This is a genomic window from Lacinutrix sp. (assembly GCF_023299985.1).
Classification (GTDB): Bacteria; Bacteroidota; Bacteroidia; order Flavobacteriales; family Flavobacteriaceae; genus Lacinutrix.
The window spans coordinates 1-13,738 of sequence record NZ_JALZVX010000225.1; the positions used below are offsets into that span (position 1 = coordinate 1).

A 13,738-nucleotide genomic window follows, 5' to 3' on the forward strand; every position below is an offset into this window, starting at 1 on the left:
CTTCAAAAAAATAATAGACTGTTATGGGAAAACACACTTAAACGTAATCAGTACTTTATAGCTATTCACGATCTATTTATTAATAAAATTAAAGTAGATGCCTAAGTCGTTTACATTAATAATATGCACATATATGCGTTCGCAACCATTGCTAACGCTGTTAAAATCTGTAAATACCCAAACACTTTATCCAAACGAAATTTTAATTATTGATGGTTCTACAGATACTAAAACTGAAACTGTTCTAAATGAAAATACCTTTAATAATTTAAAGTATTTTAAAGTAGATGAAACCAATAGAGGACTCACAAAACAACGTAATTTTGGAATAAGCAAAGCTGAGAAAACATCAGAAGTTATATGCTTTTTAGATGATGATACTGTTTTAGATCCAAATTATTTTGAAAACTTAATTTCTACTTATAGTACTTTTCCTGATACACTTGCCGTTGGTGGTTATATTACTAACGAAGCACAATGGGAAACTGCTAAAGAAGAAAAAAGTAGCTCTAAATTTTATTATGATGGTTGGCAACGCACAGAACCATCACGTTTTAAACTAAGAAAAGTATTTGGATTGCAACCAGATACAAAACCAGGCTTTTTGCCAACATTTGCGCATGGACGTTCTATTGGTTTTTTACCACCTTCTGGTAAAACTTATGAAGTTGAGCAACTTATGGGTGGCGTTTCATCTTACAAAGCTTCAGTTTTTAAAACAATTAAATTCTCAACTTATTTTGAAGGTTATGGTTTGTATGAAGATGCAGATTTTTCTATTCGTTTAGCAAAAACAGGTCAGTTATATATTAATACAAATGCACAATTAGCACATTATCACGATGGTTCTGGAAGACCAAATCAATATCATTATGGTAAAATGGTGCTTAGAAACGGTTGGTATGTTTGGCGCGTAAAATACCCGAAACCGAGTTTTAAGGCACGCTTTAAATGGCATGCAACAGCTTTTCTTTTAACCAATATTAGACTAACAAATGTAATAACAACCAATAAAAGAAAAGAAGCACTAACCGAAAGTTTGGGTAGAGTTGTAGGATGGTTATCTTTATTTTTTAATGCACCAAAACCTTAATAATGCGATTTTTAATTATATCTCATGCCACACATAAGCAAGAAACATCACAATTGTTTTCTTATGCACCTTACGTTCGTGAGATGAATTTATGGTTAAAATATGTTGATGAAGTAGAAGTTATTGCCCCTAAAACTATTGGAGAACCTAGTGCAATTGAAATGACTTATAAGCATAAAAATATTGAATACAATCAAGTTTCTGCTATTCAATTTACTTCTGTTTTACACCTTTTAAAGTCATTACTAAAACTACCATTAATTGTATTTAAGCTTTTTAAATCGTTTAGAAAAGCAGATCATATTCATTTACGTTGCCCAGGAAATATTGGATTACTAGGCTGTTTTGTACAAGTTTTTTTTCCGAATAAAACAAAAACTGCAAAGTATGCTGGAAATTGGGATCCAAAGTCTAAACAGCCACTGAGTTATAGAATTCAAAAATGGATGCTGAGTAATACAGTATTAACTAAAAACATGCACGTTTTGGTTTATGGCGATTGGAAAGAACAATCTAAAAATATTAAACCATTTTTTACAGCAACGTATAGAACTTCAGAAATTGAAAAAGTATCAAACCGTGATTATAATGAGAAACTAAAATTTGTGTTTATTGGAAGCCTAGTAATTGGTAAACGACCATTATTGGCTATTCAAATTATAGAAAAGTTGAAACAGAAAGGCTATAATGTAAGCTTAGAGCTTTTTGGTGATGGTGTTTTAAAGGAGGAGTTAATGGAATATGTTTCAGAAAAAAATATTGAAAACACCATAACTATCCATGGGAATAAAACAAAAGAAGTTGTTAAAGCAGCTTTAAAAACAGCTCATTTTTCAGTATTGCCATCAAAGTCTGAAGGTTGGCCAAAAGCCATTGCAGAAGCTATGTTTTTTGGTTGTATTCCTGTAGTTACTAAAATTTCTTGTGTACCATACATGTTAGATTATGGAAAAAGAGGTGTTTTAATTGAACCTAATTTAGAAGCTGCAACACAAGAGTTAATAAAAGAGTTAGAAAATAAAACACATTTACAATCGAAATCTAAAGCGGCTTTGCAATGGTCTCAAGCGTATACTTTAGATTTGTTTGAAAGTGAAATCGCCAAATTATTACAAAACTAAATGAGGGTTTTACAACTAATAGATTCTTTACAAACAGGAGGAGCAGAGCGTGTAGCAGTTAATATTGCGAATGCTTTAGCTTCTACTATAGAAGCCTCTTATTTATGTGCAACGCGAGACGAAGGTTTATTAAAAGAAAGTATTGATGCTCGTGTTAATTATCTGTTTTTAAATAAAAAGAAGACTATTGATTTTAAAGCCATTAAAAAACTAAGCCGTTTTGTTAAACGCAATAAAATTGATGTTATACATGCGCATTCTACTTCGTTTTTTTTAGCAACAATTATTAAAAAATTTAATAAAAATGTTAAAATCGTTTGGCACGATCACTATGGAAATAGTGTTTTTTTAGAAAGTAGATCTTATAAAATGCTAAAAAAATGCTCTAAACATTTTGCTGTTGTTTACAGTGTAAATAAAGCGTTACAAGATTGGGCGAGTGAGAAATTAAACAGTAAAGATGTTCGTTATCTTCCAAACTTTGCTGTAGTAAATACAGGTGAAGCAAAAACAACATTAAAAGGAGAGCAGAACAAACGTATTATTCATTTAGCTAATTTACGAGAGCAAAAAGATCATTTTACTTTGCTTAAAGCTTTTAAAGAAATAGTGAATTCATTTCCCTATTGGACCTTGCATTGCGTAGGTAAGGATTTTAATGATGATTATTCCAAAGCAATCCAGCAAGACATTAAAAGTTTAAAGTTAGAGAATAACGTTTTTGTTTATGGTAGTAAACCAGATATTACAAACATTTTAAGTCAAGCGCAAATTGCTATATTATCTTCAAAATCTGAAGGTTTGCCAATTGCTTTGTTAGAATATGGTTTGGCAGGTTTACCAACTATTGCAACTAATGTTGGTAACTGTGATTTGGTGATTGCAAATAAAAATTTAGGGCAATTAGTCCCTTCTAATAACGCTTTAGCGCTATCTCAAGCTTTAATAAATTATATTAGCGATATGGAGAGTGCTAGAATAAAAGGAGATAATTTAAAAACACATAGTCAAGCTAATTTTTCTGTAAATTCTGTAGCTAAAACACTAGTTGAAGATTATAAGCGTATTTTAAAATAAATGACAAAAACCGATTACATAAATAAGCAATGTAAATTAATGTTTAAACCGTTATATGTAAGGTTAGCGGTTTTAGCAATGATTGTCTCTTATTTTTATAATTTACCTGTTGTTAAGTATAGCGTTCAAGGTGATAACGAATTAAGATTGTTTGATTTAGCAGGATTGGTTATACTCTTTGTTTTGTACAATAATAGTGGATTTGTATTCTATTATATACGAACGAAAACTTACCTAAAAACATTTAATACTTTTGTAATGTGGTGTGGATTTACACTACTATTTACGGCGTTATTTAGTGTGTTTAAAGGAAGGCCTTTATGGTTTATTAAATCGGTATTATATTATTATCATATGGTTGTATTCTTTTACACTGGTGTTTTTGTTGCCATGTATTTAAGAGAACGAAGCAACTATAAACTTGTAGCGAGTCTTGTTTTAATATTATCGATTGTAGAGGCCGTTATAGTCTTTCTACAGCATTCTGGTTATATTCCCTTTTTATGGAATAGTGTTTATGAGGAAGCTTATGGCGGCTTTTTATCAGGTGCTTTAGGTCCTAATAAAATATGTTTAGGTATGACCATGTTTATTTCGTTTGTGTTTGCCGTAGGTCTGTTTCTGCAAAAGCAATTAAAAGTCAATAAAATTTTAATTATTGCTAGCTTATTAACAAGTTTGGCTGTAATTGGTATTTCTGGTTCGCGTACTACTTATTTGGCATTACTGATTTTTGCTTGCTATATTTTTATTATGAAAACCAGGAAATTTTTAGCATTGTCTGTCGTGTTGTCTCTAGCAGTAATAGTTGCTTTCTTTTTTAATTTAGAACTAATAGAAACCATAACGACCACTATTGAAGGTCGCGTTATTAATAAGGTTTCTAGTCCAGATGCTTTTAAGGCTAATAATATAGATGTTGGGCAGTTGTATGAAGATTTAGGAGCAGGAAGAGGTCAAATTGTAATTATGTATTTAAAATATATAGCCAATAACCCTTATGTAATACCAATAGGAATTGGAGTTAATAATCGTTTACTTATAGGAGCTTCAGCTCATAATATCTATTTAAGTTTAATAAACGAAGTTGGTTTAGTAGGCTTATATTTTTATTTAAAATGGCTTACTTCTTTTTTATATCTTAAATTTGGAAAGGTAAGTTCTCTTAAATTGGCGCTTAGCGGAATGGTGTTTGCCATGTTGGTCACGCTTTATTTTGGAGAACATTTATATCTTTATCGCTCTGTATTTACCATTTTAGGGTATTTTATTTTAGTAACCATATTATTAATCGCACCACGATATTATTTTACCAATGCAAAATCTAAATAAAATAGCAGTTGTAATTCCTTACTATAATGCGGCTAAGCATATAGTAAGTGTATTAAATAAGTTGCCTAACATCATAACCAAAGTTTACATCGTGGACGATTGTAGTCCACAAGCACTTCCTAAAGAAGCTTTGTCTGCATTCTCGAATATAGAGTATTTAAAGAACCTTAAAAATTTAGGCGTTGGTGGTGCAACAAAAACAGGTTTTACTAAGGCTATAGAAGATAAAATGGATATTGTGGTTAAGGTCGATGCAGATGACCAAATGGATACAAGTTACATAAAAGACCTTGTCGCTCCTTTGGTAAATGGCGAAGCTAGTTATGCAAAAGGCAACCGTTTTAGAGATTTTAAGGCTCTTAAAAAGATGCCTATTACTAGAAAAATAGGAAACTTAGGCTTGTCTTTTCTTACTAAAGCAGCCACAGGATATTGGAATAACTTCGATCCTACAAATGGTTTTTTTGCTATTAAAACAGAAACATTAAAACGTTTAGATTTCGACGAGATTTCTAATCGCTATTATTTTGAAACCTCATTAATTTCTCAGCTCTATTTTCAGGATGCTGTAATAAAAGATGTACCAATGCCAGCAATTTATGGTGATGAAAAATCAAGTATGAGCGTTTGGAAAATGCCTTTTGTATTCTTTCCTAAACTTATAAAAACGTTTTTTAATAGACTCTTTAAATCGTATTTTGTTTACGATTTTAATATTTCGTCTATCTATATTTTAATTGGAACGCCTTTGTTTTTATTCGGGTTTATATATGGGATTTACAATTGGTGGTTTTATTCTAGTCAATCTCTATTTGCGCCAACAGGAACCATTATGTTAGTGACTTTAACTATAATTGTTGGGTTTCAGTTATTACTACAAGCTGTACATTACGACATTACTAAAGCGCCAAAAGTACTCTAGATGTTTAAAACTATAAATCGAAAATTTTATATCGTTTATGCGCTAAATATAATTATTGCTTTTGCATATTATATAGGTAATCGAGATGCCAATTATAGCGAGTTATCTTCAGACATTCAAAATATTATTCCTGTTGCACAAAAGTTTGATGATCCTAGTCTTTTTAAAAAGGATCTCTACTTAAACGATATTAATAATGTGAAATATTATACACCTTTTTATGTGCAATCGCTTCGGTTTATAGCCAAATTTACCAATGCAGATTATGTACAAGCAATTAATGTAATGAACACTATTTGTCATCTGTTATTTGGTGTTCTATGGTTCTTTTTAATGTTTAGGTTTGTTCCCGATTTTTGGATAGCGCTACTCGTTTCCTTTTTACTTAGAGGAATTGTTTGGTTGCCAGGATTTGAAATTTGGGGAATTACAGATCTTTGGGCTATGATGCCTCGAACACTTTATATTACGCTCTTTCCTATTCCTTTTTTAGTGCTAAATAAAAGTTTTAGAGGACTTGTTTTGTCTGCTTTTTTTATAGGATTAGTTTTTAACTTTCATCCTATAACAGGATTAGGTGGCATTTTGCTGTACTTAACATTTCTTTTATTGATGGTTTTTATTTTTAAAATGAAAGACCTCGTCAGTACAAAAAATATAGTGTCATTAATTTTTGCACTAATACTAGGTATGTTGCCTTTTATATTAACCTATTTTGGAAAGACCTCAAGTAGTATTAATTATGATATGAATGCTTTTAAAGTAGCGTTTGATTCTAGGATTCCTCAATTTTTTTCGCAACCAGTGCTATATATAAAAGACTGGTTACATTTTAAAACACTCTTTTATATTGTACCAATTATTGCTTATTTTATTTTTCCTAAAAAGGAGATAATCCACTTTAAACGAGCTAAATTAATAATAGTATTAACTTTAGTGTTGGTCATTTTGCCATCGATAAGTGTTTATGTAGAACAGTTTATTAATTCTGTTTTTGGTTTAAATTTAAGATTGTCTTTTCAGCTTATCCGTGCTCAAAAAGTAGCAATTATTCCTTCGTTTTTTGCTATGGTCTTTGTACTTCAGATTATTAATACTAAGGTTAATAAACAGTTTTTTTTACCTTTACTTTTTTCGATATACTTTCTTATATTAATTGTTAGCAAAGCATTAGTATTTAATAATGTACCGTTTGTTGGAGACGATATAGTTAGACTTGTATTACCAAATAATTTATGTATTGAGAGTAAACATTCTTCAGAAATACTAGATGTAGATAAAATGGCTTTATACATTTCTAAAAACACGAATAAAGATGCCGTTATTTTTGGAGGACATCATTATAGAGGTGCAGCAAAACGATCTGTAGTGCTTGACTCTAAAGGTGCATCAATGATTATTGAAGGTAATCCTTCACAATTCATTCAATGGAAAAAAGACCAATTAAAATTAGCCAATGCAACTTCAATTGAAGAAAGGTTAAGTGTTTTAAAAAGCTTAAAAGTTAATTATATCGTTTCTAAAAATAATTTCCCTTTAGAGGTTGTTCATATAGAAGGTGTCTTAAATTTGTACAAACTACAATGAAAAACATCCTCTACATTGGGAACAAATTATCCTCAAAAGGAAAAACAGCGACTACAATAGATACGCTTAGTCAAGCTTTAGCTACTGAAGGATTTAACATTAAAGCAGTATCCAATAAACAGAATAAGGTATTACGTTTATTAGACATGTTACTGTCTGTTGTTAAAAATAGAAATTGGGCAGACTATGTTTTAATAGATACTTACAGCACTCAAAATTTCTATTATGCATATCTAACAAGTAAACTGTGTCGTTTTTTTAATATAAAATACCTTCCCATTCTACATGGTGGCAATTTGCCAAACCGACTTAAAAAAAGCCCAAAACTAAGTCGTTCTATCTTTAAGAATGCACATGTAAACATAGCGCCTTCAGAGTATATTAAATCTAATTTCGAAAGTTATGGCTATCATAATATTATAATAATACCTAATGCAATAGCAATAGATAACTATCCTTTTAATCAAAGAAAAATTAATGCTATTAGGTTGCTTTGGGTACGTTCCTTTTCAAAAATATATAATCCTAAATTAGCTGTCTCAATCTTAAAAGCACTTAGAGATAGAGGTGAAGAAGTCAGTTTAACAATGGTTGGTCCAGATAACGATGGTAGTTTGGTAGAGACCAAAACTTATGCGAACTCTTTAAACACTGAAGTGCGTTTTACAGGTAAATTATCTAAAAAAGAATGGGTTAATTTATCTCAAAATCACAATGTTTTTATTAATACTACTAATTTCGATAATATGCCAGTAAGTGTTATTGAAGCCATGGCTTTAGGTTTACCCGTAATTTCTACAAATGTTGGTGGCTTACCTTTTTTAATAAAGGATAGAGTAGATGGCATATTAGTGACTCCAAATAGTGTTGATGCTTTTGTAGACGAAATTTTAGAGATTAAAAACAATCACCAGATAATAGAAAACATAACAAACCAAGCCAGAGAAAAGGTAGAACAGTATGGTTGGCAGGTGGTTAAGGAAAAATGGAAGGCAATTTTAGTATAAACCTTGCAATCCAAACATTACTTATTATCTTTACGCAAAACCACACTAACTAATTCATGTCCAAGCAATCTAATATTCATTTTGAAATATCAGAACGTAAGATCTTACTAAGGCTCTTCGATATTTTGTCTATTGGTATTGCTTTGTACGGATTTAGTTGTTTTTCAGGATTCGATTATTTTATTATAGATGAGTCGCATTGGAGATGGTTAGTTGTTTTAGTCATTTATATCATGGGTTTTGGAACCGTTTTCGAGCTCTACGATTTAAAAAAATCGAGTAAGATAGAAACTGTTGCAAGTGCTATTTTATTAACAACTTCGGTAACTGTTCTTGTCTATTTTTTAACACCATATTACACACCAGTATTACCAGATAACCGTATTCAAATTCTTTATTTCTATTTGGCAATATTATTTCCATTGCTAGTTTGGAGATTGGCTTATATTACTTTTATTGCTTCGCCTAGATTTTATAAAAGTGCACTACTAATTGGAGAAACGTCTAGCATAGAGGCCATTATTATGGCTATGAAAATTGCTGATCCTAATTATCAAATTATTGGCTTTATAAATTGTGAAGCAGAAAGAGAAGAGCCAATAAAATTTAAAGGAATAACAGAGTTTAAGCCTAGCCAAGTTCACGAAATTATTGCTAAAGAAAATATCTCAGAGATTGTTGTTGCAAGCTATAATTCTGAAACGATTACGCCTTCAATATATGCAGATTTAACTACGCTTCTAGAACGCGGTTATCCTATTAGAGAATACACACAAGTATATGAAGACATGTCTTATAGAGTGCCAGTGCAATTTATAGGTAAAGATTTTTACAAGTATTTTCCATTTAGTAAAAACAGTAAAAACAAATTCTATTTAGCGTATGGACGTGTTTTTGATATTGTTTTATCTGTCTTTGGAATTTTATGTTCGCTTTTAGTATTGCCATTTATTATTATAGGAAATGCTATTGGGAATAGAGGACCACTATTATATTCTCAAGAACGTGTAGGGAAAAATGGAAAATCTTTTAAAATTTTTAAGTTTAGAAGTATGGTTACCAATGCTGAAGCAGGAGGCGCTGTTTGGGCTAAAAAAAATGATGCAAGAGTAACTACATTTGGACGCTTTTTAAGAACAACACGATTGGATGAATTACCTCAATTAATAAACATTATTAAAGGAGATATGAGTATTATTGGTCCAAGACCAGAACGACCAATGTTTGTAAACGAGTTAGCACAAGTTATACCGTTCTATCACACTAGGCATATAGTAAAGCCTGGTTTAACAGGTTGGGCTCAAGTAAAAGCACGTTATGGTTCTAGCATTAACGATAGTCTTGTAAAGTTAGAATATGACTTGTACTATATTAAACATCGTAGTTTTCTACTCGATTTTAATATTTTTATTAAGACTTTAAGTACTGTTATTTTCTTTAGAGGACAGTAGTTCAGTTTTCAGTTTGTAATAATTTTTTACTTAAAATAAACTAGGTTAATAAAATAAGAGTAATCACATAACAGTGCCTTTTGCTTCGGGAAAGAGTTCGATAAAGAGTTTTATTCGTAGGAAATAACGATATGTTAACTCGCGAAGTAATCCTCAGAGAATCTTTATATCACCTTTTTTGTTAGTCTTTAACTTCTACTTAATTTCTCTTAAAAAGCCAAATCAAATACAGATACCTCACAGCTAATGCAATTAATAAAGGAATAAGTGCATACGCATACATTTGAACACCAATAAACCAATGAAGCGTCATAAGGCACAACATAATAATAAGTAGTTTAAGATAGCCTATAAACCAGTGTTTAGGTGTTTTTTTGTAAACTTGAAAAAGACCTATTAAACTAATTGGGCAAGCCCAAAGTAAATTGTAATTATACGCTGTAGCAGAATGGTCTGTAGCAAACCAAAGTAAAAATAAGAGTAAGCCAATAGCTCCTGTTACACTAAAAATAAATAGGTCTAACCACTTTGAGCGTTTACTTTTTTTGTTGTCATTATAAGTGATAAATATTATAATTAAACTTAAAATTGAAAATATAAAAAAAGGACTCGTAAAAAAGTTGTCTTTTTTAAAATCACCATCCTGAGCATAGATTATTTTAGATTCTTTTACCAATGGTTTTTTAGAATTTTTAAAAGAAGCATCTTCAAAAAATAAAAAGATATTTTCTGGTAAAAACATGTACTCTCTTGGGCTTGCTTTTTTATCAATTACAGAACCTAAAGCAATATCAATACCAAAACTTCCCCAAGAATTCCAATATAAATTATTTTGAATAAGTGTTCTAAACGTTTCTTCTTTATAAACTTCGGGTGTTTTATATTCAATATTACTTTTTAAAATTGTTTCTGTAACATCACGCATTTTGGTGGCGCAGTTGTCGTAAAAAAAATCATAGAGATAAGCTCTGTTTTCTGGTTTGTAGTTATTTGCTAAATAATTTATGATTGCTCCTTTTTGTTCTTGACTTAAATTAAGAACTTGCTCTTTTATGGTTCTATTTTGCTGCTTGTAAAATCTAATAATATCTTTAGATTTTGCTGCTCCCATTAAATATTTTAGTTTGCCTTTAGCAAAATTGGTATAGAAATTTGGGTCTTCAAAATTATATCTTCCGTAATCGTAAACTACATCAAGGTATTCATTTTTTACCCTAAAGCCATTATGCCCAAAACTATCGTTTAATAAATTTCCGGGTCCAATAGTTATAATACTAATTTCGGTATTATTTGTTAGCTGTGGTACTTGAGAAAATGAAAAGAAGAAAGAGAGTAGGAGTGAATTGAGTAAAAAATTTTTCATAAAAAACTCATTTTATCTAAAAGCACTAAAGTCTAGTTTTAAAGAAAATACATTAGAGTACAAAGCTACACTTTGGTCACCAATATCTGTAAATGCATAATCTACTTGAATACCTTTGTATTTAAAACCGACGCCAAAACTTGGTTGAAAACTAACGCTTTCAGAATTATCAATTTGTAATTCATTTTGAAAATTACCAACACCAGTTCTTAAATAAATCATATCTATATAACCAAACTCAAACCCTAAAGCAGGATTTACACTGGCAAAGCTAGTAGAAACAATATCATTATTTTGTTCGAAACGCACATTTAAATCGAATGCTGCTTTTAAGCTATAATCGTAATGAAAAACATAATTTTTAGAAATACCTATTTGCAATTTTGGTATTGTAATTTCTGAAGTTTCTGGTAACTCTTGGTTTTGCCCTTCTACAGCACCTTGAACTCTAGCAAAGGCTTCTTCATCAAAACTCCAAGAATTAATAGTTGTAGTAATATCACGAGCCATTAATCCAAATTTCCAATTATTCTGACTTTCAAATTGAATACCAGCATCAAAACCAAATCCCCAAGAATTAGCAAAATCACCAATAATACGACGGACTACTTTTGCGTTTATACCATAATTTAAGCCTTGAACAGGTAATCTTCTTGAATAAGAAAACGTAAAACCATAATCTGCGGTCGAGAATAAGCTAACTCTGTCGAAATTAACATTTCCTTGATCGTCTATAAGTTGTGTGGTGTCTAAAATATCATCTACAGCAAAACGAATTAACGAAATTCCAATAGCGCTTCTATCGTCTATAGGCATTGCAAAAGCGGCATAATCGTAATTAGCGATATTAGCAAAGTAACTAGAATGCATTAAAGCAAGCTGGTTGTCTTCAACATTTACTAATCCTGCAGGATTCCAGTAGCCTGCATTAACATCGTTAGAGGTAGCAGATACAGCATTACTCATGCCTAAAGCAGCAGCATCAACACCAATATTCAAGAATTCGTTAGAATATTTGGTTTGACTGTATAATGAAAGCGAAACTATAGTTAGCGCAAGTGTTAATTGTAATCTCAAGTGCAATTTTTTTACAAAGATGATAATAATTTTTCTTATATATCAAACTTAAAATCAATTAGTATATTGTGTAAAGTTCTTTTAAAATTACTCTAAGTACTTTTTAAACGGAATACTTTATTATTTTTACAAAAAACTAACCAATGCAAATTAAAAAAAATATTCCAAATTTTGTAACGCTATTAAATCTGTTATGCGGAAGTATAGCCGTTTTATTTGCAGTAAAAGGCTTTCTTGTAACAGCAGCATTGTTTGTTTTTTTAGGTATATTCTTTGATTTTTTCGATGGTCTTTTGGCACGTAAGCTAAATGTGCAAAGTGAACTAGGTTTACAGTTAGACTCTCTAGCAGATATGGTAACTAGCGGATTAGTACCTGGAATTGTACTTTACAAGCTAATTGAAAGCGCTGTAGATGCGCCACCAATGGCTGCATCTAATGAATGGTCTTTACATTGGTCTGGTTTTTCTATGGCTTTTATTCCAATTATTGGTTTGTTTGTAACTTTGGCTTCTGCTTATAGGCTAGCAAAATTTAACATCGACATAGACCAACAAACCTATTTTAAGGGCTTACCAACACCAGCAAATACATTACTAATTATGGCGTTGCCATTGATAATGGAATTTCAACATAACGATGCTATTAATGTCATTATATTAAACCAATGGTTTTTAATTGGGCTTACCATTTTAAGTTGCTATTTATTAAATTCAAGTATAAAATTATTCGCATTAAAATTTAAAGACTATAGTTTTAAAAATAATGCAATGCGTTATATTTTTATTATACTAAGTTTGGTGTTGTTAATTGTGCTTCATTTCGCAGCAATACCAGTAGTTATATTATTATACATTTTACTCTCTTTAATTCAAAATAAACAAAACTAATGTTAGAAATTATTTTCACACTATTAATGCTTGTGGCTTTACAAGCCGTTTTAGGTTTCGATAACCTATTATACATTTCTTTAGAATCTAAAAAAGCACCAGAAGCATCACAAAAAGGAGTCCGTAAAAAAGGAATATTAATTGCTATAGTTTTAAGAATTGTACTACTATTTGTGCTAGTTAGAATTATTGGTTTTTTTCAAGAGCCTTTTTCTTGGTTAACTGGCGAAATAGAAAATGTAGTAAAGTTTGCTTTTAATGGACACAGTATTATTGTTCTAATTGGAGGCGCTTTTATTATCTATACTGCTATTAAAGAAATTTGGCACATGATTGGAAAGGACGACCTTGCGCATGATGCTGAAGGAGGTGCTAAACGGTCAAAATCTGAAAACGCTGTAATTACAAGTATTGTGATTATGAATTTAGTATTCTCATTCGATTCTATTTTGGCAGCAATTGGTTTAACTAGCGAAATTGAGAACACAACTACTGCATTTATAGTCATGGCAATTGCTATTGTAGCTAGTGGATTATTAATGCTTTTAATGGCAGATAAAATCTCGGTATTTCTTGCAAAAAATAGAATGTACGAGGTTTTAGGTCTCTTTATCTTATTTATTGTTGGTATTATGTTGGTAACCGAAGGTGGACATCTAGCACATTTAAAGCTATTTGGAAATGAAATTGTACCAATGAGTAAAACAACTTTTTACTTTGTAATCGCTATACTTGTGGTTGTAGATATTGTACAGGGTCGATACCAGAAAAAACTGTTAAGAGAAAATAATACTTCAAAAAAATAACAATCTAAACGC

12 protein-coding genes are annotated in these 13,738 nt (G+C 30.7%); 10 read left to right on the forward strand and 2 right to left on the reverse strand.

Annotation, left to right across the window (positions count from 1 at the left end):
- Positions 1-97 precede the first annotated feature (97 nt).
- Genes Q0C58_RS11870 through Q0C58_RS11905 form a run of 8 tightly spaced genes read left to right on the forward strand, consistent with a single transcriptional unit; the run spans position 98 to position 9,590 of the window.
- A complete protein-coding gene (locus tag Q0C58_RS11870; protein ID WP_290701861.1) occupies positions 98-1,093 on the forward strand; it encodes a glycosyltransferase family 2 protein in 996 nt (331 codons plus the stop codon).
- A gap of 2 nt (positions 1,094-1,095) precedes the next feature.
- The gene (locus Q0C58_RS11875; protein WP_290701864.1) at positions 1,096-2,214 is read left to right on the forward strand and encodes a glycosyltransferase; all 1,119 of its coding nucleotides are present in this window, start codon (positions 1,096-1,098) and stop codon (positions 2,212-2,214) included.
- The gene (locus Q0C58_RS11880; RefSeq protein WP_290701866.1) at positions 2,215-3,291 is read left to right on the forward strand and encodes a glycosyltransferase; all 1,077 of its coding nucleotides are present in this window, start codon (positions 2,215-2,217) and stop codon (positions 3,289-3,291) included.
- Positions 3,292-4,623 (forward strand): O-antigen ligase family protein, encoded by a 1,332-nt coding sequence (locus Q0C58_RS11885; protein WP_290701869.1) that lies wholly within the window; start codon positions 3,292-3,294, stop codon positions 4,621-4,623.
- Positions 4,607-5,545, forward strand: a complete 939-nt coding sequence (locus Q0C58_RS11890) for a glycosyltransferase family 2 protein (protein WP_290701872.1) — start codon at positions 4,607-4,609, stop codon at positions 5,543-5,545. The genes Q0C58_RS11885 and Q0C58_RS11890 overlap by 17 nt, the downstream gene beginning before the upstream one ends.
- Positions 5,546-7,132, forward strand: coding sequence for a hypothetical protein (locus tag Q0C58_RS11895; protein WP_290701875.1), 1,587 nt, complete (start codon positions 5,546-5,548; stop codon positions 7,130-7,132).
- A complete protein-coding gene (locus tag Q0C58_RS11900) occupies positions 7,129-8,139 on the forward strand; it encodes a glycosyltransferase family 4 protein (protein ID WP_290701878.1) in 1,011 nt (336 codons plus the stop codon). Before Q0C58_RS11895 ends, Q0C58_RS11900 begins: the two co-directional genes overlap by 4 nt.
- Before the next feature lie 56 nt (positions 8,140-8,195).
- On the forward strand, positions 8,196-9,590 hold the full coding sequence (locus Q0C58_RS11905; RefSeq protein ID WP_290701880.1) for a sugar transferase: 1,395 nt from the start codon (positions 8,196-8,198) through the stop codon (positions 9,588-9,590).
- Between the two features lie 199 nt (positions 9,591-9,789).
- Here Q0C58_RS11905 and Q0C58_RS11910 read toward each other — a convergent pair whose 3' ends face one another.
- Both Q0C58_RS11910 and Q0C58_RS11915 read right to left on the reverse strand, forming a co-directional pair.
- Entirely contained in the window at positions 9,790-10,953 is a 1,164-nt protein-coding gene (locus tag Q0C58_RS11910) for a DUF4105 domain-containing protein (RefSeq protein WP_290701882.1), read from the reverse strand.
- Positions 10,954-10,965: 12 nt separating this feature from the next.
- The gene (locus Q0C58_RS11915) at positions 10,966-12,030 is read right to left on the reverse strand and encodes a PorV/PorQ family protein (RefSeq protein WP_290701884.1); all 1,065 of its coding nucleotides are present in this window, start codon (positions 12,028-12,030) and stop codon (positions 10,966-10,968) included.
- Between the two features lie 143 nt (positions 12,031-12,173).
- Between Q0C58_RS11915 and Q0C58_RS11920 the strand changes: the two genes are divergently transcribed.
- Together Q0C58_RS11920 and Q0C58_RS11925 are read left to right on the forward strand one after the other, a co-directional pair.
- The gene (locus Q0C58_RS11920; protein ID WP_290701887.1) at positions 12,174-12,920 is read left to right on the forward strand and encodes a CDP-alcohol phosphatidyltransferase family protein; all 747 of its coding nucleotides are present in this window, start codon (positions 12,174-12,176) and stop codon (positions 12,918-12,920) included.
- On the forward strand, positions 12,920-13,726 hold the full coding sequence (locus Q0C58_RS11925; RefSeq protein ID WP_290701890.1) for a tellurium resistance protein TerC: 807 nt from the start codon (positions 12,920-12,922) through the stop codon (positions 13,724-13,726). The genes Q0C58_RS11920 and Q0C58_RS11925 overlap by 1 nt, the downstream gene beginning before the upstream one ends.
- The last annotated feature ends 12 nt before the right edge of the window (positions 13,727-13,738 follow it).

Excerpts from the sequence above, each read along its gene's own strand:
- Q0C58_RS11885 (WP_290701869.1), top strand. The coding sequence starts at position 3,292 with ATGACAAAAACCGATTACATAAATAAGCAATGTAAATTAATGTTTAAA.
- Q0C58_RS11920 (WP_290701887.1), top strand. The coding sequence starts at position 12,174 with ATGCAAATTAAAAAAAATATTCCAAATTTTGTAACGCTATTAAATCTG.
- Q0C58_RS11875 (WP_290701864.1), top strand. The coding sequence starts at position 1,096 with ATGCGATTTTTAATTATATCTCATGCCACACATAAGCAAGAAACATCA.
- Q0C58_RS11925 (WP_290701890.1), top strand. The coding sequence starts at position 12,920 with ATGTTAGAAATTATTTTCACACTATTAATGCTTGTGGCTTTACAAGCC.
- Q0C58_RS11895 (WP_290701875.1), top strand. The coding sequence starts at position 5,546 with ATGTTTAAAACTATAAATCGAAAATTTTATATCGTTTATGCGCTAAAT.
- Q0C58_RS11910 (WP_290701882.1), bottom strand. The coding sequence starts at position 10,953 with ATGAAAAATTTTTTACTCAATTCACTCCTACTCTCTTTCTTCTTTTCA.
- Q0C58_RS11890 (WP_290701872.1), top strand. The coding sequence starts at position 4,607 with ATGCAAAATCTAAATAAAATAGCAGTTGTAATTCCTTACTATAATGCG.
- Q0C58_RS11880 (WP_290701866.1), top strand. The coding sequence starts at position 2,215 with ATGAGGGTTTTACAACTAATAGATTCTTTACAAACAGGAGGAGCAGAG.
- Q0C58_RS11870 (WP_290701861.1), top strand. The coding sequence starts at position 98 with ATGCCTAAGTCGTTTACATTAATAATATGCACATATATGCGTTCGCAA.
- Q0C58_RS11900 (WP_290701878.1), top strand. The coding sequence starts at position 7,129 with ATGAAAAACATCCTCTACATTGGGAACAAATTATCCTCAAAAGGAAAA.
- Q0C58_RS11905 (WP_290701880.1), top strand. The coding sequence starts at position 8,196 with ATGTCCAAGCAATCTAATATTCATTTTGAAATATCAGAACGTAAGATC.